The sequence below is a fragment of the Lysinimonas soli genome, from assembly GCF_042655435.1.
In the GTDB taxonomy this organism is placed as follows: Bacteria; Actinomycetota; Actinomycetes; order Actinomycetales; family Microbacteriaceae; genus Lysinimonas; species Lysinimonas soli.
This window is the reverse complement of the sequence record NZ_JBHSMG010000002.1, coordinates 659,298-685,877: the sequence shown is the minus strand read 5'-3', so window position 1 is coordinate 685,877 and position 26,580 is coordinate 659,298. Positions and strand designations below refer to the sequence as shown.

At 70.8% G+C, this 26,580-nt stretch carries 30 protein-coding genes; 22 read left to right on the top strand and 8 right to left on the bottom strand.

Features of this window, described 5'->3' with window-relative positions:
• Positions 1–23: 23 nt before the first annotated feature.
• Together ACFPJ4_RS10910 and ACFPJ4_RS10905 are read right to left on the bottom strand one after the other, a co-directional pair.
• Complete coding sequence (locus ACFPJ4_RS10910; protein WP_386740445.1) at positions 24–494, bottom strand: hypothetical protein; 471 nt, start codon at positions 492–494, stop codon at positions 24–26.
• 4 nt (positions 495–498) lie between these two features.
• Positions 499–978: an EVE domain-containing protein gene (locus tag ACFPJ4_RS10905; protein ID WP_386740444.1), complete on the bottom strand. Its 480-nt coding sequence runs from the start codon at positions 976–978 to the stop codon at positions 499–501.
• A gap of 27 nt (positions 979–1,005) precedes the next feature.
• On the opposite strand from ACFPJ4_RS10905, the gene ACFPJ4_RS10900 reads away from it, so the two are divergent.
• A complete protein-coding gene (locus ACFPJ4_RS10900; RefSeq protein ID WP_386740443.1) occupies positions 1,006–1,491 on the top strand; it encodes a hypothetical protein in 486 nt (161 codons plus the stop codon).
• A 5-nt stretch (positions 1,492–1,496) separates the two neighbouring features.
• Here ACFPJ4_RS10900 and ACFPJ4_RS10895 read toward each other — a convergent pair whose 3' ends face one another.
• Positions 1,497–2,111 carry a GyrI-like domain-containing protein gene (locus ACFPJ4_RS10895; RefSeq protein WP_386740441.1) on the bottom strand — a complete coding sequence of 205 codons (615 nt, stop codon included), beginning with the start codon at positions 2,109–2,111 and terminating at the stop codon, positions 1,497–1,499.
• Between the two features lie 67 nt (positions 2,112–2,178).
• On the opposite strand from ACFPJ4_RS10895, the gene ACFPJ4_RS10890 reads away from it, so the two are divergent.
• Together ACFPJ4_RS10890 and ACFPJ4_RS10885 are read left to right on the top strand one after the other, a co-directional pair.
• Positions 2,179–2,793, top strand: a complete 615-nt coding sequence (locus ACFPJ4_RS10890; protein ID WP_386740440.1) for a DUF1684 domain-containing protein — start codon at positions 2,179–2,181, stop codon at positions 2,791–2,793.
• A 264-nt stretch (positions 2,794–3,057) separates the two neighbouring features.
• Entirely contained in the window at positions 3,058–4,593 is a 1,536-nt protein-coding gene (locus ACFPJ4_RS10885; protein ID WP_386740438.1) for a DEAD/DEAH box helicase, read from the top strand.
• An 11-nt stretch (positions 4,594–4,604) separates the two neighbouring features.
• Here the strand turns inward: ACFPJ4_RS10885 and ACFPJ4_RS10880 are convergent, their stop codons facing one another.
• Positions 4,605–5,147, bottom strand: coding sequence for an NUDIX hydrolase family protein (locus ACFPJ4_RS10880; protein WP_386740437.1), 543 nt, complete (start codon positions 5,145–5,147; stop codon positions 4,605–4,607).
• A 107-nt stretch (positions 5,148–5,254) separates the two neighbouring features.
• Here ACFPJ4_RS10880 and ACFPJ4_RS10875 point away from each other — a divergent pair, with 107 nt between their 5' ends.
• Genes ACFPJ4_RS10875 through ACFPJ4_RS10865 form a run of 3 tightly spaced genes read left to right on the top strand, consistent with a single transcriptional unit; the run spans position 5,255 to position 7,503 of the window.
• Positions 5,255–6,181 carry an NADP-dependent oxidoreductase gene (locus ACFPJ4_RS10875; protein WP_386740436.1) on the top strand — a complete coding sequence of 309 codons (927 nt, stop codon included), beginning with the start codon at positions 5,255–5,257 and terminating at the stop codon, positions 6,179–6,181.
• Between the two features lie 30 nt (positions 6,182–6,211).
• Entirely contained in the window at positions 6,212–6,874 is a 663-nt protein-coding gene (locus ACFPJ4_RS10870; RefSeq protein ID WP_386740435.1) for an alpha/beta hydrolase, read from the top strand.
• On the top strand, positions 6,871–7,503 hold the full coding sequence (locus ACFPJ4_RS10865) for an alpha/beta hydrolase (protein ID WP_386740434.1): 633 nt from the start codon (positions 6,871–6,873) through the stop codon (positions 7,501–7,503). The genes ACFPJ4_RS10870 and ACFPJ4_RS10865 overlap by 4 nt, the downstream gene beginning before the upstream one ends.
• Here ACFPJ4_RS10865 and ACFPJ4_RS10860 read toward each other — a convergent pair.
• On the bottom strand, positions 7,500–8,069 hold the full coding sequence (locus ACFPJ4_RS10860; protein WP_386740433.1) for a TetR/AcrR family transcriptional regulator: 570 nt from the start codon (positions 8,067–8,069) through the stop codon (positions 7,500–7,502). The two genes, ACFPJ4_RS10865 and ACFPJ4_RS10860, sit on opposite strands and share 4 nt — an antisense overlap.
• A gap of 101 nt (positions 8,070–8,170) precedes the next feature.
• Here ACFPJ4_RS10860 and ACFPJ4_RS10855 point away from each other — a divergent pair, with 101 nt between their 5' ends.
• The 5 genes from ACFPJ4_RS10855 to ACFPJ4_RS10835 all read left to right on the top strand — a co-directional run bounded on the left by ACFPJ4_RS10855 (position 8,171) and on the right by ACFPJ4_RS10835 (position 15,698).
• The gene (locus ACFPJ4_RS10855) at positions 8,171–9,013 is read left to right on the top strand and encodes an alpha/beta fold hydrolase (RefSeq protein WP_386740432.1); all 843 of its coding nucleotides are present in this window, start codon (positions 8,171–8,173) and stop codon (positions 9,011–9,013) included.
• Positions 9,014–9,083: 70 nt separating this feature from the next.
• Positions 9,084–13,679, top strand: a complete 4,596-nt coding sequence (locus ACFPJ4_RS10850) for an ATP-dependent helicase (RefSeq protein ID WP_386740431.1) — start codon at positions 9,084–9,086, stop codon at positions 13,677–13,679.
• Positions 13,680–13,690: 11 nt separating this feature from the next.
• Positions 13,691–14,476 carry a DNA-formamidopyrimidine glycosylase family protein gene (locus ACFPJ4_RS10845; protein ID WP_386740430.1) on the top strand — a complete coding sequence of 262 codons (786 nt, stop codon included), beginning with the start codon at positions 13,691–13,693 and terminating at the stop codon, positions 14,474–14,476.
• Between the two features lie 97 nt (positions 14,477–14,573).
• On the top strand, positions 14,574–15,290 hold the full coding sequence (locus ACFPJ4_RS10840; RefSeq protein WP_386740429.1) for a hypothetical protein: 717 nt from the start codon (positions 14,574–14,576) through the stop codon (positions 15,288–15,290).
• Positions 15,291–15,296: 6 nt separating this feature from the next.
• Positions 15,297–15,698 (top strand): DUF3052 domain-containing protein, encoded by a 402-nt coding sequence (locus tag ACFPJ4_RS10835; RefSeq protein ID WP_386740427.1) that lies wholly within the window; start codon positions 15,297–15,299, stop codon positions 15,696–15,698.
• Between the two features lie 25 nt (positions 15,699–15,723).
• Here ACFPJ4_RS10835 and ACFPJ4_RS10830 read toward each other — a convergent pair whose 3' ends face one another.
• Together ACFPJ4_RS10830 and ACFPJ4_RS10825 are read right to left on the bottom strand one after the other, a co-directional pair.
• Positions 15,724–16,260 (bottom strand): hypothetical protein, encoded by a 537-nt coding sequence (locus ACFPJ4_RS10830; RefSeq protein WP_386740426.1) that lies wholly within the window; start codon positions 16,258–16,260, stop codon positions 15,724–15,726.
• A 41-nt stretch (positions 16,261–16,301) separates the two neighbouring features.
• Positions 16,302–16,862, bottom strand: a complete 561-nt coding sequence (locus ACFPJ4_RS10825; protein ID WP_386740425.1) for a MarR family winged helix-turn-helix transcriptional regulator — start codon at positions 16,860–16,862, stop codon at positions 16,302–16,304.
• Positions 16,863–16,947: 85 nt separating this feature from the next.
• Here ACFPJ4_RS10825 and idi point away from each other — a divergent pair, with 85 nt between their 5' ends.
• From idi to msrA, 10 genes are all read left to right on the top strand, one after another.
• Entirely contained in the window at positions 16,948–17,538 is a 591-nt protein-coding gene (gene idi / locus ACFPJ4_RS10820) for an isopentenyl-diphosphate Delta-isomerase (RefSeq protein WP_386740424.1), read from the top strand.
• Positions 17,535–18,602, top strand: a complete 1,068-nt coding sequence (locus tag ACFPJ4_RS10815; protein WP_386740423.1) for a polyprenyl synthetase family protein — start codon at positions 17,535–17,537, stop codon at positions 18,600–18,602. Before idi ends, ACFPJ4_RS10815 begins: the two co-directional genes overlap by 4 nt.
• Positions 18,599–19,489 carry a phytoene/squalene synthase family protein gene (locus tag ACFPJ4_RS10810; protein WP_386740422.1) on the top strand — a complete coding sequence of 297 codons (891 nt, stop codon included), beginning with the start codon at positions 18,599–18,601 and terminating at the stop codon, positions 19,487–19,489. The genes ACFPJ4_RS10815 and ACFPJ4_RS10810 overlap by 4 nt, the downstream gene beginning before the upstream one ends.
• Positions 19,486–21,063, top strand: a complete 1,578-nt coding sequence (crtI, locus tag ACFPJ4_RS10805; protein ID WP_386740420.1) for a phytoene desaturase family protein — start codon at positions 19,486–19,488, stop codon at positions 21,061–21,063. The genes ACFPJ4_RS10810 and crtI overlap by 4 nt, the downstream gene beginning before the upstream one ends.
• Positions 21,060–21,389, top strand: coding sequence for a lycopene cyclase domain-containing protein (locus tag ACFPJ4_RS10800; protein ID WP_386740419.1), 330 nt, complete (start codon positions 21,060–21,062; stop codon positions 21,387–21,389). Before crtI ends, ACFPJ4_RS10800 begins: the two co-directional genes overlap by 4 nt.
• Entirely contained in the window at positions 21,386–21,712 is a 327-nt protein-coding gene (locus ACFPJ4_RS10795; protein WP_386740418.1) for a lycopene cyclase domain-containing protein, read from the top strand. Before ACFPJ4_RS10800 ends, ACFPJ4_RS10795 begins: the two co-directional genes overlap by 4 nt.
• A gap of 13 nt (positions 21,713–21,725) precedes the next feature.
• The gene (locus ACFPJ4_RS10790) at positions 21,726–22,595 is read left to right on the top strand and encodes a prenyltransferase (RefSeq protein WP_386740416.1); all 870 of its coding nucleotides are present in this window, start codon (positions 21,726–21,728) and stop codon (positions 22,593–22,595) included.
• Positions 22,596–22,614: 19 nt separating this feature from the next.
• Entirely contained in the window at positions 22,615–23,385 is a 771-nt protein-coding gene (locus ACFPJ4_RS10785; RefSeq protein WP_386740415.1) for an enoyl-CoA hydratase/isomerase family protein, read from the top strand.
• Between the two features lie 109 nt (positions 23,386–23,494).
• A complete protein-coding gene (gene msrB / locus ACFPJ4_RS10780) occupies positions 23,495–23,953 on the top strand; it encodes a peptide-methionine (R)-S-oxide reductase MsrB (RefSeq protein ID WP_386740414.1) in 459 nt (152 codons plus the stop codon).
• The gene (gene msrA / locus ACFPJ4_RS10775; protein WP_386740413.1) at positions 23,950–24,492 is read left to right on the top strand and encodes a peptide-methionine (S)-S-oxide reductase MsrA; all 543 of its coding nucleotides are present in this window, start codon (positions 23,950–23,952) and stop codon (positions 24,490–24,492) included. Before msrB ends, msrA begins: the two co-directional genes overlap by 4 nt.
• Positions 24,493–24,577: 85 nt before the next feature.
• On the opposite strand, the gene ACFPJ4_RS10770 is transcribed toward msrA, so the two are convergent.
• Positions 24,578–25,567, bottom strand: coding sequence for a potassium channel beta subunit family protein (locus tag ACFPJ4_RS10770; protein WP_386740412.1), 990 nt, complete (start codon positions 25,565–25,567; stop codon positions 24,578–24,580).
• 125 nt (positions 25,568–25,692) lie between these two features.
• On the opposite strand from ACFPJ4_RS10770, the gene ACFPJ4_RS10765 reads away from it, so the two are divergent.
• On the top strand, positions 25,693–26,580 hold the full coding sequence (locus ACFPJ4_RS10765; RefSeq protein ID WP_386740411.1) for a 1,4-dihydroxy-2-naphthoyl-CoA synthase: 888 nt from the start codon (positions 25,693–25,695) through the stop codon (positions 26,578–26,580).

Here is a 26,580-nt window from a genome sequence, read left to right as displayed (position 1 = left end):
GTGGTCCTGCGGGGGTAACCGGATCAGGCCGGCGAGGATTCCCGGGCCTCCCGGGAACTCGCGGACGCCGAGATCAGGTGGCGGGTCGCGTTCTTGAGACCGGAGTACGCGGATGCCGCGGCGGCGGCCTCGGGGGACTGGTGATCGATGCCGACCGCGGCCAGGGCCTCGATGATCGCGCCGGCCGCCAGCAGGTCTTCGACGGCGAACCGGAGCGTGCCATCGGGTCGGGTCGCTCCGGCGGCCACCACCGCGATCGTGAAGCGACCGCCGAGTTCGGTCTGGCGCGCGAGGGCGTGTGCCGCGACATCCGGAGCCGTCTCGAGGGTCGCCGTCATCACGTGCTCCCCACCGGGCCGGGGCTCGGGGCTGCCGGAGCCCGTCAATTGATCCACCCAGACCACGGCGTGCGCGCCCGGACCGATCGTCGCGGCGCCGGCCGCCCCCCAGTCGAATCGCACCTGGTAGCTGCTCTGGCCGTGCGGATCGCTCACCCCGTCAGGCTACCGACCCGCGTGAACTGCCGGACTCGCGCGCGCTGCCGTGCCGCGTCGACAGCACCGCCTCCGCGTTCATCTCGTGCGCGATCAGCCAGAAGTCGTGCTCGGACAGCGACAGGTGGCCCTTCTGCAACTGCAGCCCCCAGTTGCGGACGCCACGGGTCAACTCGAGCACGTCGAGCAGCGGCGTGATGGGGGTCGGCGTCGCCGACTCGTCCCAGTCGACCTTGCGACGCCATGGCCGGAACTCACCCTGCTCGGCCTGCCAGACCTCGCCCGGTGCGACGACACCGATCGCGGTGAACTCGCGCAGCGAGTGCCCGTCGGGGTAGACGTCTTTCGGCGAGTAGTAGACGAAGCCGTCGCCCGGCTGCATTCGCGCGACGCCGAACCTCGCCCCGTGGTTGGTCTGCGCGATCCCCTGCGCGACGCCCCGCAGGGCATGGTCGCGGTGCACGACCCCCATCCAGTAGTCCATGCCAGCAGGATGCCGCAGACTGGGGACATGCACGTCCAACTCAAGCTCGTGCTCGATTGCCCGCCCGATGCGGCCTGGGCGGCGATCCGCTCGCCCGAGGTGTTCCGCGACGTGGCGTATCCCCTGGTCGAGTTCGAGCCGCTCGGGGTGACGCCGTTCCCGGAGCGCTGGGACGAGGCGGAGTTCGAGGTCGTGGCGCACGCCCTGTACGGCATCTTCCCGCTCGGCACGCAGCGGATCGCGCTGAACTTCCGCACCACGGGTGCCGTGCGCATCTTCGAGGACAGCGGCGGCGCGACCGCCGGCCCGCTCGCCGTCGTCACCCGCTGGCGGCACCGCATGGCGGTCGCGCCGGCGGCCGGGGGTGGCACGCTGTTGCGGGACCGCGTGGACTTCTCGGCCGGCGCGGCGACGCCGCTGGTCTGGGTCGGCGTGTGGCTGTTCTGGCAGTGGCGCGCCGCCCGGTTGCGGCGCTTCGCCCCGGGCTTCGCGCGCCGGTTCTCGACGGACTGACCCGCTCAGGCCGGACGCACGGGCTGCCGGAGCACGGTGCGCAGGCGCTCGGGGGCCGAGTGGCGCGGATCCCCGAGGTAGATCTCGTGGTGATGCCCGTTCTCGACGAGACCGTGCTGCGGCAGGTATTCCTGGTGCAGTCGCGCGATCGTCGGGGCCTCATCCGCATAGCTGCCGAGGTGCAGGATCTGCACGCTGCGTCCCTCGGTCCAGCGCTCGAACCGCACCTCGGCCGCGAGCGGCGACTTGGCGACCGCCTCGGCCCGGCACTGCTCGACGAAGGCCTCGTCGATCCAGTCCGGCAGCCGGATCATGGCCGTCCACCGCCATTGCTCCGGCGAGGTGCGGGCGAAGTCCTGCGGGTCGTCGGTCCACCAGAGGGCTTCGAGCGGCGGCACGACGTAGTCCCGGCCCAAGCGGCTCTTGCTGGCGAACTTGACCCCGTAGCTCATCGAGTACAGCGCGCCGATCGCGGCCTGGAATCCTTCGCCCTCGGGCGATCCCTGCCCGTGGTACATCAGGAACGGCATCTCGGGCACGTCGACCTCGACGAAGCGATCGGCGGGCGGGCGGTACAGCTCGTGGTCGGCCTTGACATCCAGCTTGACCGGTTTCTCCATGCACCGAGTGCAGTCGCCCGCACGGGCGAGCGACAGGGCCGGAGGTCCCTCGGGTTAGCCTGTCGCCATGACCCCGCTCGATGTCGCCGACTGGCGCCGGCGCGTGTTCGCGCTCTACGCCGAAGTGCGTGAGACCCCGGATGCCGCGGCCGCCCACACCCGGTGGCGCACGGTGCGCGACGAGCTGTTCCTGCACCACCCGGCATCCGCGCTGATGGCGGATGACCGCCCCGGCTTCACGGGACTGCCGGTCGCCGCCTACGACCCCGCGTGGCGCTTCGAGCTCGACCTCGAGCCTGCCGAGGAGGGACGCTTCGACTACGAGACCGGCACCGACGGCCTCGTGCCCTTCGAGCGGATCGGGCAGGTGCGCGTCCCGGAGGTCGGCTCGCTCGACGTGTGGCGCCTCACGAGCTATGGCGGCGGCATCTTCGTGCCGGTCAAGGACGCGCTCAAGGGCCGCCCCGGCGGCACCTACGGGGGCGGCCGCTACCTCATCGACACCATCAAGGGCGCCGACCTCGGGTCCGATCCGGAGGCGAACACGCTCGTGCTCGACTTCAACTTCGCGTACAACCCGTCGTGCGCCTACGACCCCGCCTGGGCCTGCCCGCTGGCTCCCGCGGGCAACACGGTCGCCGTCGAGATCCCGGTGGGCGAGCGGTACTTCGGCGTCTCCTGACGCCCCCTGTGCCGGGCTCGCACCGCGGCGTCTGCTAGCCTGGGATGACTTGCAGCGCACCGTGCTCGAAAGGGCACGCGCTTCTTGCGTCGTAGAACGCTTCCCTCGCCGCCCGCTCGTTCCCCCAGGAACGGCACCGGGCCCGGCTGACAATCTTCTCCGGCGAACGGATGTGGCCATCGCCACCTTCGCCATTGAGACCCTCGTAGTCCCGCACGCCTGACGTGCGTGCCGGGGGTCGAATCCCGAAAGACACAGACACCCATGCCTGACATCACCTTCCGCACGCTCGGCGTGCCGTACCCGCTCGTCGAGGCCCTGGCCGCCGACGGCAAGACCGACGCATTCCCGATCCAGGTCGACACCCTGCCCGACACCCTCGCCGGGCGCGACGTGCTCGGCCGCGGCAAGACCGGATCCGGCAAGACGCTCGCCTTCGCCATCCCGATGGTCTCGCGGCTCGGCACGCGCCTCGCCGGCGGCGGCCGTCGCCCCGGGCGCCCGCTCGGCCTCGTGCTCGCCCCGACCCGCGAACTCGCCACCCAGATCAACGCGGTGCTCGAGCCGCTCGCCGCGGCCTACGGGCTGCGCACCACCACGATCTTCGGCGGCGTCTCGCAGAACCGCCAGGTCACGGCCCTCAAGGCCGGCGTCGACATCATCGTCGCCTGCCCCGGGCGGCTCGAAGACCTCATGAAGCAGAAGTTCGTGACCCTCGACGCCGTCGAGATCACCGTGCTCGACGAGGCCGACCACATGGCCGACCTCGGCTTCCTGCCCGGCGTGACCCGCATCATGAACGCGACCCCGGCCGACGGCCAGCGCCTGCTGTTCAGCGCGACGCTCGACAACGGCGTGGACAAGCTGGTCACCCGCTTCCTGCACTCGCCGAAGCTGCACGAGGTCGACGAGGCCAACTCGCCGGTCGCCGCGATGACGCACCACGTGTTCGGCACCGCCGACGCCGAGACCAAGAAGCAGCTGATCGAGACGCTCGCGTCGGGAACCGGCCGCCGCATCCTGTTCATGCGCACCAAGCACCACGCCAAGAAGCTGGCCCTGCAGTTGACGGCGGCGGGGATCCCCGCCGTCGACCTGCACGGCAACCTCAGCCAGCCGCAACGCGACCGCAACCTCGCCGCGTTCGGCGCGGGCGACGTGCGCGTTCTGGTGGCGACCGACGTCGCGGCCCGCGGCGTGCACGTCGACGACGTCGAACTCGTCGTGCACGTCGACCCGCCCATGGAGCACAAGGCCTACCTGCACCGCAGCGGCCGCACGGCCCGGGCCGGCTCGGAGGGCGACGTCGTCACGCTCGTGCTGCCGAGCCAGGAGAAGGACCTCGCGCAGCTGATGCGCAAGGCCGGCATCCAGGCGGCGACCCAGCGCGTCACGCCGAACTCGGATGCCGTGGTCGCCCTGGTCGGCGAGCGCGCCCAGTACGTGACCCCGGCCCCGCGCGACGCGCAGCGTCAGCAGCAGGGCGGCGGCGGACGCAGCACCGGCGCGAACGCGCAGCGCAAGAGGGCGAACCGCGACGGGCAGGGCGTCGGCAGCGGTGCTCCGGTGCGGTCGGGCCAGCGCTCGGACCGCTCGGGTCGCCCGGCGCGCTCCTCCTCGGCTCGCTCCGGCTCCGCCTCCGGGCGCTCGGGAGCGGCCCAGGTCACGCGCGGCGGCTCGTCGAGTTTCTACAGCACCTCGACCGGCGGCTCGTCGCAGGCGAGCGGTGCCTCGGCCCCGTCGGGCAACCCCCGCACGGGTGGCCGTCGCGCCGGTCGCCCGGCCGGCGCCGGCCGCTAGGCGCGCTCGGCTCAGCCGAGCACGCCCACCGATGCCAGGGCGGCGCGCAGCAGCGTGCCGCGCCCGCCCTCCATCTCGGCGTGCACCTCGGGCGACGACGCCTCGGCGGGGGTCATCCAGGTCAGTTCCAGCGCGTCCGATCGCGGCTCGAGCGTGCCCGTGACGGGAACGACGTAGGCCAGCGCGACCGCGTGCTGGCGCTCATCCACGTAGGCGCTCAGCCCGGGGATGGGGAAGTACTCGGCGACCGAGAACGGCACGGGACTCGGCGGCAGCTGCGGGAACGCGAGCGCGCCGAGATCCTTCTCGAGGTGCCGGAACAGCGCATCGCGCAGCGTCTCGCCGAACATGACGCGGCCGCTGACCAGGGTGCGGGTGATCGCGCCCTGCGCATTCGCGCGCAGCAGGATGCCGACGCTCGTCACGACGCCCATCCCGTCGACGCGCACGGGCACGGCCTCGACGTACAGCAGCGGGATGCGGCGGCGCACGTCGGCGAGCTCCTCATCAGAGAGCCACGACGAGTTCGGGTCGGGGGTGCCAACGGAGCTCATGCTCCATTGTGGCCCAGCGGCGGCCCGGAGCGACCCAGCACCGACCCGGCGTTCCGTCATACGCTCGATCCGCATCGCCTCGACGCCCGCCTCGACAGGGAGCCTCCATGATCGCCGTCACCGTCACCACCCCGGCCGGACCCGACTCGATCGAGGTGCGCGAGCTGCCAGATCCGAGCCCGGCGGCCGGCGAGCTGCTCATCGCCACCGAGGCGGCGACCCTCAACCCGGCCGACAACGCCGTGGTCAGCGGCGCGGCGACGTCGCGCTTCCCGACCGGCGCCCGGCCGCCGTACGTGCCGGGCTGGGACCTGGCCGGCACCGTCACCGCGGTCGGCGAGGGTGTGGATGCCGCGCTCGTCGGCCGCCGGGTGCTCGGCTTCTCGCCGTGGTTCCGAACCGCACGCGGAACCCAGGCCGGACTGGTCGCGCTGCCGCTCGACCAGGTGGCCGTCGCGTCGGGCACGATCCCCGCGAGCGAGCTGACGACCTTCGGCCTCATCGGGCTGACCGCCCTGCACCTGCTGCGCGCCGCGGGCGATGCGCGGAGCGTCCTCGTGACGGCGGCCGCCGGGGGCGTTGGCCGGCTCACGGTCGAGCTGGCGGTCCATGCCGGGCTCGACGTCATCGCGACGGCGGCGGAGAAGGATCGCGCCGAGCTGACCGCCCTCGGCGTCCGGTTCATCCCTCGCGAGGTCGACGACCTGGCGGCCGCGGTGCGCGAGCTCGTCCCGGGCGGGGTCGACGCCGTGCTGAACACCGCGCCCGGAACGGCACCCGGGATCGCGGCCGTGCGCGACGGCGGCCGCTACCGTTCGGTGACGGTCCTCCCCGACGCGGAGCGCGGCATCGACGTCGCCCGCGTCGGCGTCACGGTCGACGGGCCCGGCCTGATCGAGATCGTGCGGCTGGCCGAGAGCGGCGAGATCACGACCCGAGTCGCGCAGACCTTCCCGGTCGCACGGGCCGCGGACGCCTACCGCGCCCTGAACGACCGTTCGAGCGGCCGCGGCAAGATCGTGCTGACCTGGTAGCGACGCTCGGCGCTCGCGTAGCGTGAGGGGATGTCGTCGATCGATCCGGCCCATGTGATCTGGAGCACCCCGGTCGCCGAGCGCGCCGGCAAGCCGCTGCTCGTGCTGCTGCACGGGCTCGGCAGCGACGAGGGCGGCCTGTTCAGGCTCTCGCCCTACCTGCCGCTCGACCACGTGATCGCCTCTCCGCGCGGCCCGATCGCCTCCGGCGAGGGGTGGTCGTGGTTCGACGTCGCCGCTCCCCGGCCCGCCCCGCTCAACGCCGCGGCGGACGCCCTGGCCGAGTGGATCGCGACCGCGCGCGGCGACGCCTCGTCGGTGGCCGTGCTCGGGTTCTCGCAGGGCGGCGTGCTGGGACTGCAGGCGCTGCGGCGGCATCCGGAGACCATCGACGCCCTCGTGCTGCTCTCGGCCATCGCCGACGAGACCGTGGACCCGGGCGACCCCGAACTCGAGGTGCTGCGACCGCCGGTGTTCTGGGGGCGCGGCACGAGCGACAGGGTCGTTCCCGCCGATCAGGTGATGGCCACCCGGGCCTGGCTCGAGGAGCACAGCACCCTGACCGAGCGCATCTACGAGGATGTCGGCCACTGGATCACCGACGCCGAGCTCGGCGAGGTGCACACCTTCTTGCGCGGCGTCTTCCCGATCGAGCCGACCGAGCCGACCGAGCCGGATAGCGTGGCCGGATGAGCGACTTCCCCCCGATCGACCCGAGCGTCGTCATCTGGAACCTGCCCGAGCCCGAGCGGGCCGGCAAGCCCCTGCTCGTGTTGTTGCACGGCAAGGGCAGCAACGAACGCGACCTGCCCGGCCTCGCCGACCGGCTTCCGGCCGGCTTCGCGATCGCATCGCTGCGCGCGCCGCTGCGCGACGGCCCCGGATTCTCGTGGTTCCTCGTGACCGCCTCCGGCAGCGCAGACTCCGCGACCGCCGATCCGCCCGCCGACACGGTGCTGGCCTGGATCGACTCGCTGCCGTGGACCCCGCCGAGCATCGGCATCCTCGGTTTCTCGCAGGGCGGCGTGATGGCCCTGCAGGCGCTGCGGCGGGAGCCCGAGCGGATCGCCTTCGCGCTCAACCTGTCGGGGTTCGCGGTGGCGGGCGAGGAGCCCGGCGACGACGCGATCGCGCGGCATCCGGTGTTCTGGGGGCGCGGCGATCAGGATGTCGTCATCCCCGACTGGGCGATCGATCGCACGCAGGCCTGGCTGCCCGAGCACGTCGCGTTGACGCAGCGGGTCTATCCCGGGCTGGGCCACTCGATCTCGCTCGAGGAGCTTGACGACATCGCGGCGTTCCTGCGGAGTCGGCTGGCCTAGGGGACGAGGGCCGGCAGTGCGGCGTCGATGAGCGTCTCGGCCGCGGCCCGGGCGTGGGTGGCGGCGGACGGGTCTCCCGAGATGGCCGCCGTGGTCTGAGCGCCCTCGGCGAGCAGCGCGAGCTGGGGCGCCAGGGACTCCGGCCCACCGGCCTCGGCGACGAGGTCGGCCACGTAACGCTGGAACGAGGCCTTCTGCTCGCGCACGATGCGCGCGATCGAGGGCGAGGTGGCCCCGAGCTCGCCGAAGGAGTTGATGAACACGCAGCCGCGGAAGTCGCTCGTCTCGAACCACCTGTCCAGGAAGTCGTAGACGGCGAGCAGCTTGCCGCGCGTGTCGGCGGCGCGGTCGGTCGCATCCTGCACACCCTCCGCCCAGATACGGGTGCGATGCCGCAGCACCGCCTCGACGATCGCCTCCTTGGAGGGGAACTCGGCGTAGATGCGCTTGAGGGGGATGCCGGCCTCGGCCCGCAACTGGTCCATCGACACCGCCTGGATGCCGCGCAGATAGAACAGCCGGTCGGCGGCGGCGATCACGCGATCCCGGGTCTCGATGTCGTTCATGCGGGCTCCTGATGTCGACTTGCATTGAGAACGTTCGTTCTCTAGTGTAGTCGATACCGGCGAGAACGCACGTTCTCGTCGTTCGGACAAAGGAGAGAACTGTGGCGCACATCAAGGTCGGTCACGAGAACAGCACCGACATCGAGCTCTACTACGAGGACCACGGCTCGGGTCAGCCGGTCGTGCTGATCCACGGCTACCCGCTCGACGGCCGTTCCTGGGAGCGCCAGACGGCGGCCCTGCTGTCGGCCGGATACCGGGTCATCGCCTACGACCGCCGCGGCTTCGGCAAGTCCAGCCAGCCGACCGTCGGTTACGACTACGACACCTTCGCGGCCGACCTCAACGAACTGCTGACCGCGCTCGACCTGCGCGAGGTGGTCCTCGTCGGGTTCTCGATGGGCACCGGCGAGATCGCCCGCTACATCGCGCGCTTCGGCGGCGAGCGCATCGCCAAGGCGGCGTTCCTCGGCTCGCTCGAGCCGTATCTGGTGCAGGGCGACGACAACCCGACGGGCGTGCCGCAGTCGGTCTTCGACGGCATCCTGGCCGCCGCGACGGCCGACCGCTTCGCCTGGTTCGGCGACTTCCTGCAGAACTTCTACAACCTCGACGAGAACCTCGGCAGCCGCATCAGCCAGCAGGCCGTGAACGCCAGCTGGAACGTCGCGGCGGGCAGCTCGCCGCACGCGGCCTCGGCCGTGGTGCCCTCCTGGCTCGAGGACTTCCGCGGCGACGTGCAGCAGGTGAAGACGGCGGGCACCCCGGTGCTCATCGTGCACGGAACCGGTGACCGCATCCTGCCGATCGACGCCACAGGGCGCCCGTTCTCGAAGCTGCTGCCCGAGGCGAAGTACCTCGAGATCGAGGGCGCTCCGCACGGGATGCTGTGGACGCACGCCGAGGAGGTCAACTCGGCACTGCTGGGCTTCCTCAAGAGCTGAGCGGAACGAGGGCGGGGCCCGCTCCCGTCGTCCCCGGCGCGCTGACACCGGTCGCGACGACAATGGGGGCATGGATCCCGCCCTCGAGCGCTTCTCGCCGGCAACGCGCGAGTGGTTCTCGGGCGCGTTCCCGGCACCGACCCGCGCGCAGGCCGGGGCCTGGCAGGCGATCAGCTCCGGGCGGCACGCTCTCGTGGTGGCGCCGACCGGATCCGGCAAGACACTCTCGGCGTTCCTCTGGTCGCTCGATCGGCTGGCCACCACCCCGCGACCCGACAACCCGCGGCATCGCACCCGGGTGCTCTACATCTCGCCGCTCAAGGCCCTCGGCGTCGACGTCGAGCGCAACCTGCGTTCGCCGCTCGTCGGGATCACGCAGACCGCCCGGCGGCTCGGCACCTCGGTGCCCGCGATCACGGTGGGGGTGCGATCGGGCGATACCGCCTCGGCAGACCGGCGGCTGCTGCTGCGGGAGCCGCCCGACATCCTGATCACGACCCCCGAATCGCTGTTCCTCATGCTGACGAGCGCGGCGCGCGAGACGCTCGCCGGGGTCGACACCGTGATCGTGGACGAGATCCACGCGGTCGCCGCCACCAAACGGGGCGCCCACCTCGCCGTCTCCCTCGAGCGGCTCGACGCGCTGCTGTCGGCGCCCGCGCAGCGCATCGGCCTGTCGGCAACGGTGCGTCCGATGGAAGAGGTCGCGCGCTTCCTCGGCGGGCGCACCCCGGCCGAGATCGTCTCGCCGCCGACCGAGAAGACCTTCGACCTGCGCGTCGTGGTTCCGGTGGAGGACATGACGGAACTGGGAGCGAGAGCCACGTCCGAAACGCTGGATGCCGACGACGGCGCCCTGCAGAGTGCCGGATCGATCTGGCCACACGTGGACGCCGCGATCATGGACGAGGTGCTGCGGCACCGCTCGACGATCGTGTTCGCGAACTCGCGACGGCTGGCCGAGCGGCTGACCGCGTCACTCAACGAGCTGTACGAAGAGAAGCTGACGGGCGCGCCCATCGTCGGGTTCCCGGCCCAGGCGGTGGGTGGATCGGGAATCACCAAGGCGGGACAGCTCGCCACCGCGGTCTCGGACGCACCACTGCTCGCACGCGCGCACCACGGGAGCGTCTCCAAGGAGCAACGCGCCCTCATCGAAGACGACCTCAAGTCGGGCCGCCTGCGCTGCGTCGTCGCGACCAGCTCGCTCGAGCTCGGCATCGACATGGGCGCCGTCGACCTCGTGATCCAGGTCGAGTCGCCGCCGAGCGTCGCGAGCGGCCTGCAGCGGGTCGGTCGCGCGGGCCATCAGGTGGGCGAGATCTCCAAGGGGATCCTGTTCCCGAAGCACCGCGCCGACCTGCTTCACACGACGGTCGTGAGCGAGCGGATGCGCACCGGTCTCATCGAGGAGCTGGCCGTGCCGACCAACCCGCTCGACATCCTCGCGCAGCAGACCGTCGCGGCCGTCGCCCTCGACACGCTCGACGTCGAGGACTGGTGGGAGACGGTGCGTCGCTCCGCCCCCTTCGCGACCCTGCCGCGCTCGGCGTTCGAGGCGACGCTCGATCTGCTCAGCGGGCGGTATCCGAGCGACGAGTTCGCCGAGCTTCGCCCGCGCATCGTCTGGGATCGCGTCGCCGGCACGATCACCGGGCGGCCCGGAGCCCAACGGCTGGCCGTCACGAGCGGCGGCACGATTCCCGACCGCGGTCTGTTCGGAGTGTTCATCGTCGGCGGCCAGGAGGGCGCGCGCCGGGTCGGCGAGCTCGACGAGGAGATGGTCTACGAGTCGCGGGTCGGCGACGTCTTCGCGCTCGGCGCCACCAGCTGGCGCATCGAAGAGATCACCTCCGACCGGGTGCTGGTCTCACCCGCGTTCGGCCAGCCCGGGCGCGTGCCGTTCTGGAAGGGCGACGGGCTTGGCCGCCCGGCCGAGCTCGGCAAGGCGATCGGGGCATTCACGGCCGAGCTCGCCTCGGCCGCCGACGACCGGCTCCAGCGCGCGGGACTCGATCCGTGGGCGATCACCAACCTGCGCAACTTCGTCAGCGAGCAGACGCAGGCGACCGGGACCGTTCCGACCGACACCACGCTGCTGGTCGAACGATTCCGCGACGAGCTGGGCGACTGGCGGCTCGTACTGCATTCCCCGTACGGCATGCCCGTGCACGCGCCGTGGGCGCTCGCCGTGACGGCACGCATCCGGGAGCGGCTCGGGGTCGACGGCTCGGCGATGGCCGGCGACGACGGCATCGTGGTGCGCCTTCCCGAGACGGATGCCGAACCGCCCGGTGCCGAACTGTTCCTGTTCGAGCCGGCCGAGCTCGACGAGCTCGTGACGAGCGAAGTCGGCGGCTCGGCCCTGTTCGCCTCCCGATTCCGCGAGTGCGCGGCCCGCGCCCTGCTGCTGCCGCGCTACAACCCCGGCCGCCGCTCGCCGCTCTGGCAGCAGCGGCAGCGCAGCGCCCAGCTGCTCGAGGTGGCGCGCAAGTACCCGAGCTTCCCGATCATCCTCGAGACCGTGCGCGAGGTGCTGCAGGACGTCTACGACCTCCCCGCCCTCGCCGCGCTCACCCACGACATCGCGGCACGCAAGGTGCGTCTCGTCGAGGTCGAGACCGAGGTGCCGTCGCCGTTCGCCCGCACATTGCTGTTCGGATATGTCGCTGCGTTCATGTACGAGGGCGACTCGCCCCTGGCCGAGCGGCGGGCCGCCGCGCTGTCGCTCGACCCGACTCTGCTGGCCGAGCTGCTGGGTCGCGCCGAGCTGCGCGAGCTGCTCGATCCGCAGGTCATCGAGCAGACCGAACGGGAGCTGCAGCGCCTCGACCCGGAACGGCACGCCAAAGACGCGGAGGGGCTCGTCGATCTGCTGCGCCTGCTCGGCCCGCTCTCGACCGCCGAGCTGCAGGCCCGATCCCTGCCGCGGGTCGCCGACGACACCGTGCTCGCCGAGCTCGCCCGCGCCAACCGGGTGCTGAGGGCGACGATCGCGGGCGAGCAGCGTTGGGCCGTCATCGAGGACGCCAGCCGCCTGCGCGACGCTCTCGGCGTTCCCCTGCCGATCGGCGTGCCCAACGCGTTCCTCGACCCGGTCGGCGATCCGGTCGGCGACCTCGTCAGTCGCTACACCCGCACCCACACGCCGTTCCCCGCCGCGGATGCCGCCGTGCGCCTCGGTCTCGGCGTCGCCGTCGTCATCGACGCGCTGCGCCGGCTCGCCACCGACCGTCGCGCGGTCGAGGGCGAGTTCCGCCCCGGCGCGACCGGCTCGGAGTGGGTCGACGCCGAGGTGCTGCGCCGGCTGCGCACCCGCTCGCTTGCCGCCCTGCGCTCCGAGGTCGAGCCCGTGCCGCAGCGCGCGCTCGCGCGCTTCCTGGCCGACTGGCAGCACGTCGGCGCCCTGGCGCCGATTGCGGCGGCACCTGCACCGGGTCTGCGCGGCATCGACGGCCTCGTCACCGCGATCGACCAGCTCGCCGGGGTGGCGGTGCCGGCATCCGCCTGGGAGAGCCTCATCCTGCCGAGCCGGGTGCGCGACTACTCGCCCGCCATGCTCGACGAGCTCATGTCGACCGGCGAGGTGCTCTGGTCGGGGCACGGCGAGCTGAGCGGAGGCGACGGCTGGCTGAGTCTGCACCTCGCCGACAGCGCACCGCTGACGCTGGCCGAGCCCACGCTGCTCGACGCGAACGAGCTGCACGACCGCATCCTGCTCGCGCTGACCGGCGGCGGCGCCTACTTCTTCCGCCAGCTGGCGGCCGCCCTCGCGCCGGCCGGACCCGTCGACGACACCGTGCTGGCGACCGCCCTCTGGGATCTGGTCTGGGCCGGACTCGTCGGCAACGACACCCTCGCGCCGATCCGGGCGCGGCTCGGTGCCACGCCCCGGGCACGAGCGGTGACCCGACGACCGAGACGGTCGTCGGCGCTGGCGTCGCGGCGAAGGCCAGAAATGGGCTTCGCCTCCAGCTCCAGCGCGGCTTCCGTCGCCGGCCGCTGGAGCCTGCTGCCCGAGACCGAGCCCGTCACGACCGCCCGGGCGACGGCGCTGGCCGAGCAGCTGCTCGAGCGGCACGGCGTCGTCACCCGCGGCGCGGTCGTCAACGAGGGGGTCGTCGGCGGCTTCGCCCTGGCCTACAAGGTGCTCAGCGGGCTGGAAGAGACCGGGCGCACCCGCCGCGGCTACTTCGTCGAGGGGCTCGGCGCCGCGCAGTTCGCCACCCCGGCCACGGTCGATCGGCTGCGCGCCTTCGCGCCCGACCAGCTCGCGACCGAGGTGAACAGCGACGAACCGCGGATGGCCCTGACGCTCGCCGCCTGCGACCCCGCCAACGCCTACGGCGCCGCCCTCGGCTGGCCCGACCCGCCCACCGGCCATCGCCCCGGACGCAAGGCCGGCGCCCTCGTGGTGCTCGTCGACGGCGCGCTGGCGCTCTACGTCGAGCGCGGCGGCAAGACCGTGCTCGATTTCCTCGAGGCCGACGACGAGGGCGGCCGGGCCTCCGCCGCCCAGTCGCTCACGACGACCCTGCGGGCGACCGGCGGACGGCTGCGCGTCGAGAAGGTCAACGGCGAGTTCGCCGTCGGCACCGTGCTCGGAGACGCGCTCGTGGCGGCGGGATTCGTGCCGACGCCCCAGGGCCTGCGGCTGCGCGGGTAGGGGCGGCATCCATGCCCGAGGGCGACACCGTCTACCAGACCGCGCGGCACCAGAACGCGGCGCTCGCGGGCGCGGTACTCACGGGCTTCGAGCTGCGGGTGCCGGCGTTCGCCACGCACGATCTGCGCGGCGAGACCGTGCACGAGGTGGTGTCACGCGGCAAGCACCTGTTCCATCGAATCGGCGAGTTCTCGCTGCACTCCCACCTCAAGATGGAGGGATCGTGGCGCCTCGTGCGTCCCGGCCAGCGATGGCCGCGACCGGCGTTCCAGGCGCGCGCGGTGCTGCAGACGGCATCCGTCACCTCGATCGGCTTCGAGCTGGGCATCACCGAGTTGATCCCGACCACCCAGGAGCACTCGGTGGTCGGGCACCTCGGTCCGGATCTGCTCGACCCCGGCTGGGACGCCGAGTCGGCCGCCGAGGCCGCTCGACGCCTCGCGGCGCATCCCAGCACGGCGGTGTTCACCGCGCTCTTGGAGCAGCGCAACCTCGCCGGGATCGGCAACGTCTACGCCAACGAACTGTGCTTTCTGCGCGGGATGCTGCCCACGACGCCGGTCGCCGAGGTGGATGCCGCCGCCGCCGTCGACCTGGCCCGCCGCCTGCTCTGGGCCAACCGCAGCCGAGTCGCCCGCACCACGACCGGCGACCCGCGTCCTGGCCGGCGAAGCTGGGTCTACGGGCGGACCGGATCACCGTGCCGGCGCTGCGGAACCCCGCTGCTCGGCGGCGAACTCGGCGAACGACCGGGTCAGGCGCGGATCGTCACATGGTGCCCGCGGTGCCAGCGATGACAGTGAGGCGAAGCGCGGCATCCCGACGGCCGCGGGCGAGGGAAGTTCTTCTCACTATCCGCGCCCGCAGGGGTGACGGCCTGGCTATGGTGGGGGCATGACCCAGCCGTCACCCTCGTCCCTGCCATCGGAGAACTTTCAGCGCGGCCTGATCTTCGCGTTGCTCGCCCTGCCGGCCGGCATCATCGTCTGGGACATCATCTGGAGCGCTGGCTTCGTGGCCTCGCTCGTCGCCTTCGGGGTGGCTTGGCTCGCGATGCGCCTTTACCGCTTCGGCTCGGGCGGTCGCATCAGCCGCAACGGCGCGATCGCGGTCACCGTCGTCACGGTCCTGACCCTGGTGCTCGCCTTCATCTCGGGCTACGTGATCGACAATGTCGTCCAGTTCACGCAGCAGACGGGCGGCAGCATCCCCGAGGGGATCGTCGACTCGCGGGTGTGGTCGTTCGCATTCCAGGACATGGTGACCGGTCAGGCGTTCGTGAGCCTGCTGCTCGCAGCCGCGTTCGGTCTGCTCGGCTGCTTCAGCATCCTGCGCGGCGCCTTCCGTCAGGCCCGGATGCCACAGGCCGAGAGCGCCCCGGTCGCGCCGCCGTCGGGCGCGCAGGCGCCGACGGATGCCGCGTCGGGTGCTCCGAGCGCCTCCGGTCAGACGCCCGACGGCAGGCCGCGCTACGGCCAGATGCTCGATAGCCAGGGGCTCGACAATCAGACCTCCGAGGGCACGACCCTCAACGGAATGCCGGTCGACGGTCGACCCCTCGACGGACGCTCTCTCGATGGGCGCCCTCTCGACGGCCCTGACCCGAAGTAGCCGCGGATGGCGGACGCGGGCTACTCCGGGACGCCCCAGCTTACGAAGCTCGGCATCGTGCCGGGCGCGCGCTGGTCGCTCGTCGGCGCCGACGACGGCTGGGCCTTCGCGACCGACCCGGACGCCGCCGACCGCGCGCCCGACGACGCACCGGCCGACGTGGTCGTGGCGTTCGTCCGCACCGCCGCCGAACTCGAGTCGGTGCTGCTCGCCCAGGAGTCCCGGATCTTCCCGGCCGGTGCGCTCTGGATCGCGTGGCCGCGCAAGGCCGCCGGTCATGTCAGCGATCTGAGCGACTCGGTCGTGCGCGCCGCGGCACTGGCGCGCACGCTGGTCGACGTCAAGGTCGCCGCAATCGACGACGACTGGTCGGGGCTCAAGCTCGTGTGGCGGCGCGAGCACCGCTGACCCCCGCCGGCGCGGTGCGCGGCGGTCAGCCGGAACGGTGACTGCGCTGCCAGCTCCGCCCGAAGAGCACGAGCAGGGCGGCGACCACCGCGACGCCGACGATGATCGTGAGAGGCGCCCCGAATGACATCGTCTGCGCGGCCCAGTACTCGACCTCGTTGCGGGTTCCCCCGTTGCGGACGATCGTCGCGAAGCCCTCGTACGCCCAGATCGCACCGCCGATCACGAGCACGACCGCGAGGGCGGCGAGCGCGATCACGAAGGGATTGCGGGCGAGCTCGCGCGGTGTGGCAGTAGGCGAGGGGGCCACGGGGGCGGCCGCGTCGGCATCGGCCGTCGCCTCAGCGAGCTCCTCGACGGGCGGGCGCGGCGTTGCGACATCGGCGGCACGCGGGGACTCCTCGACCTGCTGTGCAACGGGGCGAGCCGGAGCCGGGTTGACCGCCGCCGTCCGCCGCAGGGTCGACTGGCCACGCGGCGCCGTCGTGACCTCGCCCTCGAACCCCCGCTGGAACGCAGGGTCGTACCGCGGGTCGATCGGGGCCCCGTTCTGATCGCTCATCGATTCACCTCCCCGCACGGCGGATCGCCGCGCCGTCGAGCCTAGCTCGTCGCCTCCGGTTCGGCGCCGGTACTGCTCAAGTCATTCAGGAACCGGATGACGACCTCGCGCTCCGGCGGGCTGAGTCGGGCGGCGACGTCGAACCGCAGAGCGTGAGTGCGCCCGACCGACTCCCGCACCTGTTCGTGCGTGGACTGGGTGATCGTGATCCTCAGCGCTCTGCGATCGGTCGGATGCGGCGAGCGCTCGATGTGCCCGGCGGTCGCGAGGCGATCGAGGAGCTTGGTGGTCGACGCCGTGGAGATGTTCAAGTGCTCGGCGAGGCTGCCCGGCGTCACGACGACCCCCTGGTTCTTCGAGACGACCAGGAATCGGAGCGCCTTCATGTCGGTCTCGTTCAACCTCATGTGGCTGCGCGACTCGAGACTGAGGGCCTGCTCCGCTTCGCGCCAGCGACGCAGGCCCGACAGCACCTTCACGATCTGCGCGATCTCGGCGTCATCCATCCCGGAGTAGTCGACGAGTTCTTGGCGCGGGTCGATCACGCGCGGGTCGAGCATCGTGTCGGCGTCCCGCGATGGCAGATTGCGGGACGCTCGCATGTGGATATTGTATGCGGATGAAGAATGCTTTCTTAGCTAGTTTTTAGCTAGGCTAGCCACGCAAGAGCGATGAGAAGGAGACCGCATGACGGCCAGTACGGATGTCGACGAAGTCGTGCTTCTGGGTATCGACGGCACTCCCACCGGCACGGCCTCGAAGGCAGCCGTCCACGGCCCGGATACCCCTCTGCACCTGGCATTCTCGTGTTACGTCCTCAACGGCCGGGGCGAGGTGCTCGTGACCCGCCGCGCGCTGACCAAGAAGACCTGGCCGGGCGTCTGGTCGAACTCGTTCTGCGGTCACCCGAAGCCGAGCGAGTCCTTGCTGGCCGCCGTGCACCGGCGTGCCGACTACGAGATCGGTGTGGAGCTGTCAGACGTCGAGCTGGCCCTGCCCGTGTTCCGGTACCGCGCCACCGATTCCAGCGGAGTCGTCGAGAACGAGGTGTGTCCGGTCTACGTCGCCTCGTTGCGAGGCCATGTGACGCCCCACCCGGGAGAGGTCATGGATCACGCCTGGGTCGACAGGGCAGACCTCGGCCGATCGGTTCGGGCGACCCCGTGGGCCTTCAGCCCCTGGATGGTGCTGCAGGCGCAGGTGCTTCCCCTGCTCGGCGGATCGGCCAGCTCAGCGAGCACGGCGCAGCCCGCGTCGCGCCACGGGGCGCCGCGATGACGCTGATCATGTCTCGGCCCGGCAGCTCGGATGCCGTCACCGAGGTCTCCCTGCGGATCGAGGAGTTCTTCGCCCGAATGCAGACCATGGCGCTCCCGCTGGGCCGTCGCTATGCGGAGCTGTGGGGCGCAGCACGGCTCTCGAGCGAGGGCGGCAAACGATTCCGTCCAGCCCTCGTCATCGACGCGTATCACGCACTGGGCGGAGCCCACGACGACGTGATCACCGTCGCGACGGCCTTTGAGCTCCTGCATACGGCGTTTCTCCTGCACGACGACGTCATCGACGGCGACACGACGCGGCGGGGCCGACCGAACCTGGCGGGCACCTTCACGACACGTGCGACGGAACGTGGCGTGAGCGCAAAATCCGCGGAGGACTGGGGTGCGGCGTCGGCGATCCTCGCGGGCGACCTGCTCATACACGCCGCGCAGGCTCACATCGCACGACTCGAGATCTCGGCCACGCGACGTTCGGCGCTGTTGGACTTGATCGAAGAGACCATGTTCGTGACCGCGGCGGGCGAGTTGGCCGACGTCGCCTTCGCCACCGGCGTCGAGGTGCCCGAGCTCGCCGAGAGCCTGTCGATGACGCAGTGGAAGACCGCCCACTACTCGTTTCAGGCTCCTCTGTTGGCGGGGGCCATCTTGGCCGGGGCCTCGGACGAGACGTTGCGGGCCCTGAGCGAATTCGGGCATCAGATCGGGATCGCCTTCCAACTGCGTGACGACGTTCTCGGGGTGTACGGAGCCGAGCACCTGACGGGAAAGAGCACGTCGAGCGACCTGCACACCGGAAAGATGACGCCCATGATGTGCTACGCGCTTCAGCACGACGATGACGGCGAGCTGCGGAACGCCCTCGCGCTCGGGGTGGTGACCGATCGGGACGCCTGCAGGGTGCGCGCGCTGCTCGAGCGCAACGGCGCGCGTGCGTTCACCGAGAACCTGATCGACGACTGCACGCGCATTGCCTCGGCGGCGCTCGCGTCGCCCGCCGTGCCCGCGAGCCTGCGACAGCATCTGGACCGCGTGGCCTCAGCGGCGCGGGAGCGCGTTTCGTGATCGGCAGCCGCCTCGACTCGGGGCTCGCGCTCTACTCGCGCGCCGCCCAGCTGAGTTCAGCCCGCGTCATCCACGAGTACTCGACATCGTTCGGAATGGCGACTCGGCTGATGGATCGTCGCCTCCGCCCGGGCATCGAGAACATCTATGGACTCGTGCGCATCGCCGACGAGATCGTCGACGGGGCCGCCGCCGAGGCGGGCCTCAGACGTGAGGCCCAGCGGGCGCTCCTCGACGCGCTCGAGGCCGAAACCGAGAGAACCCTTCAACTCGGCTACAGCGCCAATCTGATCGTGCACTCCTTCGCGGTCACCGCCCGAGCGGCGGGAATCGGCCCCGAGCTGACCCGTCCGTTCTTCGCCTCCATGCGGCGCGACCTCGACCCCGCGGCCTTCACGAACGAGCAGGTACGCGACTACATCTACGGCTCGGCCGAGGTCATCGGCCTGATGTGTCTCAAGGTCTTTCTGAGCGAGGGCCCCGACGAAGCCGATCAGCGCCGTCGGCTCGAACAGGGTGCTCGGCGGTTGGGCGCGGCGTTCCAGAAGATCAACTTCCTGCGTGACCTGCGAACCGATTGGATCGCGCTGCACAGGAACTACTTCCCCGACATCGACCCGGCGCGGCTGAGCGAAGCGCAGAAGCAGCAGCTGCTCGCCGACATCGAGGCGGACCTCGAGATCGCCCGGACGGCGATCCCGTACCTCCCTCGCAGCTGTCGCGCGGCCGTCGCGGCCGCGCACGGACTGTTCCGGGAGTTGACCGCGCGGATCCGCGCGACGCCCGCATCCGATCTGCTCAGTCGACGCATCCGGGTACCCACCCTCGCCAAGCTGCGCATCCTGCTCGAGGCACAGCTGCTCGGCCGCGCGGAGCGACGACGATGAAGGCCGGCCGCACCCCGGGCACTCCCGCCGTCGTCATCGGAGCCGGGATCGCCGGGCTGGCCACGGCCGCCTTGCTCGCGCGGGAAGGGTTCGTCGTCACCGTGCTCGAGGCGCGCGACGAACTGGGCGGGCGTGCCGGGAGTTGGTCATCCGATGGCTTCCGCTTCGACACGGGACCGTCGTGGTATCTGATGCCCGAGGTGTTCGACCACTTCTACCGCCTGCTTGGAACCTCCAGCGCGGAGCAGCTCGACTTGGTCCGGCTGGACCCGAATTATCGCGTCTTCTTCGAGGGATACGACGAGCCGGTCGAGATCGTCGCCGACAGAAGTCGTAATCGGCAGACCTTCGAGCAACTCGAACCCGGCGCAGGTGACGCGTTCGATCGCTATCTCTCCTCGGCGAAAGATGCCTACTCGATGGCCCTGCGCCGCTTCCTCTACACCACCTTCGCCTCGTTCCGCACGCTCCTGAGCCCCGCCGTGCTGAGACGGAGCGCACGGCTACTGCGTCTGCTCCGGCACCCGCTCGACCGGTTCGCCGCCGCCTCGTTCCAGGACCCGCGCCTTCGGCAGATCCTCGGGTACCCGGCCGTCTTCCTCGGATCATCGCCCTCGATGACACCGAGCCTCTACCACCTCATGAGCCATCTCGATCTTGACGACGGCGTGTATTACCCCGACGGCGGCTTCTCCGCGGTCATCGGGGGCATCGCCGAACTGGCCAGGGCCGAGGGCGTGCACATCGTCACGGGAGCCCGGGCGACCGCCATCGCCACCAGCGCGGGCAGCCATCCGCGTGTGACCGGCGTCGACTTCATGGACGCCGAGGGTACGCCGCAGCACATGAGCGCAGAGGTGGTCGTCTCGACGGCCGATCTGCATCACACGGAGACCGAGTTGCTGCCCGAGGCGCTGCGCAGCTATCCGGCGAGTTGGTGGACGACCCGGGTCGCGGGCCCCGGCGCCGTGCTGGTGCTTCTCGGGGTGCGAGGCGCCCTGCCCGAACTCGCCCATCACAGCCTGTTCTTCACCACCGATTGGGGCGACAACTTCGCTCGCATCTTCACCGAGCCGACCTCGATCCCGGACCCCGCGTCGATCTACGTCTGCCGGCCCAGCGCGACCGACCGCGCCGTAGCGCCGCCTGGGCACGAGAATCTGTTCGTCCTGGTGCCCGTCCCAGCGGATCCGGGAATCGGTTCCGGCGGCGTAGGCGGACGCGGGGACCCCTCCGTCGAGGCGGTCGCCGATCGAGCCATCGCTCAGATCAGCGAGTGGGCGGGCATTCCTGATCTGGCCGACCGCATCGTGGTGCGCCGCACGATCGGACCAGCCGACTTCGAACGCGAGCTGCACTCCTGGAAGGGCAGCGCGCTCGGGCCGGCACACACGCTGCGGCAGAGCGCCTTCCTGCGGGGAAGGAACATCTCGTCTCGTGTGAGCGGATTGTTCTATGCCGGCGGGAGCACCATTCCGGGCATCGGACTGCCCATGTGCCTCATCAGCGCGGAGCTGGTCGTGAAGCGACTGCGCAACGACACCAGCGCCTCTCCCCTGGCGGAGCCGCTGTGAGCGCGGGATACCTGCTGGTCCTCCTTGCCGCGATCTTCAGCACGATCCTGGTCGACCGTCGCTATCGCCTGTTCTTCTGGCACGACGCGTGGCGGGCCGCAGCGGTGCTGGTGATCGGGATCCTCTTCTTCCTCGCTTGGGACCTCTGCGGAATCCACCTGGGGATCTTCTCCCGCGGGTCGTCTTCGTTTGCGACCGGCATCGTGCTGGCTCCGGAACTCCCCGTGGAGGAGCCCGTCTTCCTTGCATTCCTCTGCTACTTGATCATGGTGCTCGTGACCGGCGCAGGCCGCGTCATGTCGCACGCCAAGCGGGGTGCTCCGTGACCTACTGGTGGCTGAACCTGGTCTTCCTCGCGGTCGCGAGCGCGGTGCTCCTCGCCGCGGTGCGGTTGACGCCTCGACCCGGCCGCGTCGTGACCCGCTGGGCCGTGCCGATCGCTGCCGCCGGTGCGTCGGTGCTGGTCCTGACCATCGTGTTCGACAACGTCATGATCGACATCGGCCTCGTGAGCTACGCGTCGTCGGCCATCTCCGGGATGTTCCTCGGGGCAGCTCCCGTCGAGGACTTCGCCTATCCCGTGGCGGGCATGATCCTGCTTCCCTCCCTGTGGCTCCTGTTCGGGAGGCGTGGCGCACGTGACCGGTGACAGCACTCGCCGCATGATCCGAGAGCTGGTCCTGGCCTCCCGGCCGGTCAGTTGGATCAACACTGCATACCCCTTCGCCGCCGCATACCTGGTGACCACGGGGAGAATCGACGCGCCGTTGATCGTGGGAACGGTCTTCTTTCTGATTCCCTACAACCTCGCGATGTACGGGATCAACGACGTCTTCGACTACGAATCCGATCTCGCCAACCCGCGCAAGGGCGGGGCCGAGGGAGCCGTCCTCACTCGAGAAGCCCACGCGGTGACCCTGCGAGCGGCCGTCCTGCTGAGCACGCCGTTCGTCATCACGCTGATCGCTCTCAGCGGACCGTGGTCGTGGGGCGTCCTGACGATCAGCCTGTTCGCCGTGGTGGCCTACTCCGTGCCGGGGCTCAGACTCAAGGAGAGACCGTTCCTGGATTCCCTCACGTCGAGCGTCCACTTCGTCAGCCCGGCCGTCTTTGGGCTCGCGCTCGCTGGCGCATCCCCCACTCCCGCGTCGACGTTGACGGTGGCGGCGTTCCTGCTCTGGGGAATCGCGAGTCACGCCTTCGGCGCTGTACAGGACGTGGTGCCCGACCGCGCGGCCGGCATCTCGTCGATCGCCACTGCCATCGGCGCCCGCTGGACCGTGCGTCTCGCCATCGGAGTGTGGGTCACCGCCGGATTGGTGATGTTGCTGCTCGGATGGCCGGGACGGCTCGCCGCGTTTCTCGTCGTGCCCTACATCGCCCTGGCCATGCCGTACTGGTCGGTCTCCGATGCCGACTCCGCGCGCGCCAATCGGGGCTGGAAACGATTCCTCTGGGTCAACTATGTCGTCGGCTTCTTCGTCACCGTGCTGCTGATCGTCTCGAGTTGGCACGGGTCCTCGACGTCGTGAGCCGGGGTAGCCTGCGTAGATGACCGAGCCGCTCGTCATCACCGCCATCGACACCGGGGTCGCCAGCCTCACGCTCAACCGTCCCGCGCTCGGCAACGCGATGAGCATCGAGATGCTCGAGACGCTGCTGCAGGGGCTGCGGGATGCCGAAGCCGATCCCGACTGCCGGGTCGCCGTGCTGCACGCGACGGGCCGGGTGTTCTGCGGGGGCGGTGACCTGCACGACCTCGCCCGCGCGGGGGAGGACGAGGAGCTGAGGCAGCGGATGGTCACCGTGCTCCAGGACGGGATGTACGCCTTCGCGGCGTCCCCACTCGTCGTGATCTGCGCCGTCAACGGCGCGGCCGCCGGCGCCGGACTCGGCCTCGTGCTCAACACCGATCTGGTGCTCGCCTCCTCGCGTGCGACGTTCCTCGGCGCGTACGGGGCCATCGGGCTGAGCCCCGACGCCGGCGTCTCGTATCTGCTGCCGCCGGCCATCGGCTCCAAGCGGGCGGCCGCGATGCTCCTCGCGGGGCGTCCCGTCACGGCGCAGGAGGCGCTCGACTGGGGTCTCGTCGCCGAGCTGGTCGAACCCGATGAGGTGGATTCCCGGGCCGATGAGTGGGCGAGGCGCCTGGCCGACGGGCCGTCGCACGTGCTCGCCGCGACCAAGCGCCTGCTCGGCGCCGAGCGGCTGGCCGGATACCGGGCCCACCTCGACGCCGAGGCGGCCGACATCACGGGGTTCGCGGCGCATCCCGACACCCGGGCGCGCATCGCCGCGCTGCTCGAGAAGTCGCGACGATAGCCCGCGAAACGCGGAACAGCCGGGGCGCCCACGCGGTTGTACGTCTCGGGCGCGACGGGATCGCGTCCGGCGCCGCAGCCAGCGGCGACGACCCCAGGGAGGACACCCCGTGTCGAACTACCAGAAGACCACCGAGGCCATCTCGAAGCTGACCCCGGAGCAGTACCGCATCACCCAGGAGGCCGCGACCGAACCCGCGTTCCGCAACCGGTACTGGGACAACCACGAGCAGGGCCTGTACGTCGACATCGTCTCGGGCGAGCCCCTGTTCGCCTCGATCGACAAGTTCGACAGCGGTTCGGGCTGGCCGAGCTTCACGGTGCCGGTCGACCCCGACAACATCGTGGAGAAGAGGGATCGCAGCTGGGGCATGGTGCGCACCGAGGTGCGTTCCAAGCACGGCGACAGCCACCTGGGCCACCTCTTCGACGACGGCCCGCGCGAGCAGGGCGGTCTGCGCTACTGCATCAACTCCGCGGCGATGCGGTTCATCCCGCTCGCCGAACTCGAGGCCGCCGGATACGGTGACTTCGCCCACCTGTTCACCACCGAGGAGGCCGCACGATGAGCGACACGACCAGCACGACACCGACGACCGAGACCGCGATCCTCGCGGGCGGCTGCTTCTGGGGGGCCCAGGAGCTGCTCCGGATGCGACCGGGCGTGATCTCCACGCGCGTCGGCTACTCCGGCGGCACCAACGCCAACGCCACCTACTACAACCACGGAACGCACGCCGAGGCCGTCGAGGTCGTCTTCGATCCCACGGTGATCTCGTTCCGCGACATCCTGGAGTTCTTCTTCCAGATCCACGACCCGTCGACCATGAACCGCCAGGGCAACGACGTCGGCACGAGCTACCGCTCGGCGATCTTCTACACCAGCGAGGAGCAGAAGCGCGTCGCGCTCGACACGATCGCGGATGTCGACGCCTCGGGCCTCTGGCCGGGCAAGGTCGTCACCGAGGTCACGGCGGCCGGGCCGTTCTGGGAGGCCGAGGAGGAGCACCAGGACTACCTGCGCAAGCACCCCAACGGCTACACCTGCCACTTCGTGCGGCCGAACTGGAAGCTGCCGCACCGCGAAGCGACCCCGGTCGACGCGTAGCAGCCGCTCACCGAGACGCCCCCGGGCGACGCCGCGCGCGTCGGCCGGGGGCGTCTCGCCGTCCAGGGCGTCTCGGGTCGGCGGGTCAGAACCGGCTCGGGCCGGCCGGCTTGTTGTCGACGATCGTCTCGATCTCGGCCAGCACCTCGGGCGTCAGCTTCGCCTTCGCGTCGAGCGCGGCGAGGTTGTCTTCGAGCTGCGAGCGACGGGATGCCCCGAGGATCACGGTCGAGACGTGCGGGTTGCTGAGGCACCAGAGCAGGGCGAGGTGGGTCAAGGGAAGCCCGGCCCGCTCGGCGACCGCCGCCAGCTTGCGCACCTTCTCGAGCTTGACCAGGCCCGCCTCGCTCTCCCATTGCGCCTTGAGCCACTCGTAGCCCGGGAGGTTCATCCGGCTGTCGGCGGGGATCCCGTCGTTGTACTTGCCGGTCAGGATGCCGGAGGCGAGCGGCGACCAGATGGTCGTGCCCAGCCCGAACAGCTCGTAGAGGGGCAGGAAGTCGCCCTCGACCTTGTCGCGCCGGAACAGGTTGTACTCGGGCTGCTCCATGGTCGGCGCGGTGAGGTGGTTCTCGCGCGCGACCGCGTAGGCCTCGGTGAGCTGCTGCGCGGTCCACTCGGAGGTGCCCCAGTAGAGGATCTTGCCCTGGGTCACGAGGTTGTGCATCGCCCACACGGTCTCGTCGATCGGGGTGTCGATGTCGGGGCGGTGGCAGAAGTAGAGGTCGAGGTAGTCCACCCGCAGGCGCTTCAGGGCGGCGTGGGCGGCATCCGTCACGTGCTTGCGCGACAGCCCGCGCTGGGTCGGCTTGCTGCCGCCGAAGAAGACCTTCGATGACACCGCGAAGGTGTCGCGCGCGAAGCCGAGCTTCTCGAGCGCGGCGCCCATGAGGGCCTCGGATGCCCCGGCCTCGTAGCCCTCGGCGTTGTCGAAGAAGTTGATCCCACTGTCGTAGGCGAGCGTCATGAGGCTCATGGCCTCGCTCTCGTCGACCTGTTTGCCGAAGGTGACCCAGGAGCCGAGCGAGACTTCACTGAGCTGAAGGCCGGAGCGGCCGAGACGGCGATATTCCACGGAGTTTCTCCTTGTGGGTGTGGGATGCCCGGCGCGATCGCACCGGATTCCATCATCTCCCCTGCCGGGTGCCTTCGCCGTCGCTCGGAACCCCTGGCGGCCTCGCGGGCGGATACGGTGAAGGCGTGACCCAAGTATCCGAACTGTTCGACCCGTCGCGCTGGCGCGACGTGGACGGCTTCTCCGAGCTCGTCGACATCACCTATCACCACGACACGACGGGCCGGATCGCGCGCATCGCATTCAACCGGCCCGAGGTGCGCAACGCCTTCCGACCGCAGACCGTCGACGAGCTGTACCGCGCGCTCGATCACGCGCGCCAGGACGTGCACATCGGGGTCGTCCTGCTCACCGGCAACGGACCGAGTCCCAAAGACGGCGGCTGGGCGTTCTGCTCGGGCGGCGACCAGCGCATCCGCGGCCGGGACGGATACCGGTACGCCGACGGGACCGCCGCGACCGGGCGCCTGCACATCCTCGAGGTGCAGCGCCTGATCCGCACCATGCCCAAGGTCGTCGTCGCGGTGGTTCCCGGTTGGGCCGCCGGCGGCGGGCACTCGCTGCACGTCGTCTGCGACCTCACGATCGCGAGCGCCGAGCACGGCCGCTTCAAGCAGACGGATGCCGACGTCGGCTCCTTCGACGGCGGCTACGGCAGCGCGCTGCTGGCCCGCCAGGTCGGGCAGAAGTTCGCCCGCGAGATCTTCTTCCTCGGCCAGGAGTACAGCGCGCAGCGCGCCTACGAGACCGGCGCGATCAACGCCGTCGTGCCGCACGCCGAGCTCGAGGGCACGGCCCTGCAGTGGGCCGAGACGATCCTCGGGAAGTCGCCCACCTCGATCCGTATGCTCAAGTTCGCCTTCAACGCCGTCGACGACGGACTCGCCGGTCAGCAGGTCCTGGTCGGGGAGGCGACCCGTCTCGCCTACGGCACCGACGAGGCCGTCGAGGGCCGGGATGCCTTCCTCGAGAAGCGCGCGCCCGACTGGGGGCCGTACCCCTGGCAGTACTGA

Excerpts from the sequence above, each read along its gene's own strand:
- ACFPJ4_RS10790 (WP_386740416.1), top strand. The coding sequence starts at position 21,726 with ATGATCCGAGAGCTGGTCCTGGCCTCCCGGCCGGTCAGTTGGATCAAC.
- ACFPJ4_RS10815 (WP_386740423.1), top strand. The coding sequence starts at position 17,535 with ATGACGCTGATCATGTCTCGGCCCGGCAGCTCGGATGCCGTCACCGAG.
- ACFPJ4_RS10835 (WP_386740427.1), top strand. The coding sequence starts at position 15,297 with ATGGCGGACGCGGGCTACTCCGGGACGCCCCAGCTTACGAAGCTCGGC.
- ACFPJ4_RS10830 (WP_386740426.1), bottom strand. The coding sequence starts at position 16,260 with ATGAGCGATCAGAACGGGGCCCCGATCGACCCGCGGTACGACCCTGCG.
- ACFPJ4_RS10895 (WP_386740441.1), bottom strand. The coding sequence starts at position 2,111 with ATGGAGAAACCGGTCAAGCTGGATGTCAAGGCCGACCACGAGCTGTAC.
- ACFPJ4_RS10875 (WP_386740436.1), top strand. The coding sequence starts at position 5,255 with ATGATCGCCGTCACCGTCACCACCCCGGCCGGACCCGACTCGATCGAG.
- crtI (WP_386740420.1), top strand. The coding sequence starts at position 19,486 with ATGAAGGCCGGCCGCACCCCGGGCACTCCCGCCGTCGTCATCGGAGCC.
- ACFPJ4_RS10785 (WP_386740415.1), top strand. The coding sequence starts at position 22,615 with ATGACCGAGCCGCTCGTCATCACCGCCATCGACACCGGGGTCGCCAGC.
- ACFPJ4_RS10880 (WP_386740437.1), bottom strand. The coding sequence starts at position 5,147 with ATGAGCTCCGTTGGCACCCCCGACCCGAACTCGTCGTGGCTCTCTGAT.
- ACFPJ4_RS10870 (WP_386740435.1), top strand. The coding sequence starts at position 6,212 with ATGTCGTCGATCGATCCGGCCCATGTGATCTGGAGCACCCCGGTCGCC.
- ACFPJ4_RS10905 (WP_386740444.1), bottom strand. The coding sequence starts at position 978 with ATGGACTACTGGATGGGGGTCGTGCACCGCGACCATGCCCTGCGGGGC.
- ACFPJ4_RS10840 (WP_386740429.1), top strand. The coding sequence starts at position 14,574 with ATGACCCAGCCGTCACCCTCGTCCCTGCCATCGGAGAACTTTCAGCGC.
- msrA (WP_386740413.1), top strand. The coding sequence starts at position 23,950 with ATGAGCGACACGACCAGCACGACACCGACGACCGAGACCGCGATCCTC.
- ACFPJ4_RS10845 (WP_386740430.1), top strand. The coding sequence starts at position 13,691 with ATGCCCGAGGGCGACACCGTCTACCAGACCGCGCGGCACCAGAACGCG.
- ACFPJ4_RS10865 (WP_386740434.1), top strand. The coding sequence starts at position 6,871 with ATGAGCGACTTCCCCCCGATCGACCCGAGCGTCGTCATCTGGAACCTG.
- ACFPJ4_RS10900 (WP_386740443.1), top strand. The coding sequence starts at position 1,006 with ATGCACGTCCAACTCAAGCTCGTGCTCGATTGCCCGCCCGATGCGGCC.
- ACFPJ4_RS10860 (WP_386740433.1), bottom strand. The coding sequence starts at position 8,069 with ATGAACGACATCGAGACCCGGGATCGCGTGATCGCCGCCGCCGACCGG.
- idi (WP_386740424.1), top strand. The coding sequence starts at position 16,948 with ATGACGGCCAGTACGGATGTCGACGAAGTCGTGCTTCTGGGTATCGAC.
- ACFPJ4_RS10825 (WP_386740425.1), bottom strand. The coding sequence starts at position 16,862 with ATGCGAGCGTCCCGCAATCTGCCATCGCGGGACGCCGACACGATGCTC.
- ACFPJ4_RS10850 (WP_386740431.1), top strand. The coding sequence starts at position 9,084 with ATGGATCCCGCCCTCGAGCGCTTCTCGCCGGCAACGCGCGAGTGGTTC.
- ACFPJ4_RS10890 (WP_386740440.1), top strand. The coding sequence starts at position 2,179 with ATGACCCCGCTCGATGTCGCCGACTGGCGCCGGCGCGTGTTCGCGCTC.
- ACFPJ4_RS10885 (WP_386740438.1), top strand. The coding sequence starts at position 3,058 with ATGCCTGACATCACCTTCCGCACGCTCGGCGTGCCGTACCCGCTCGTC.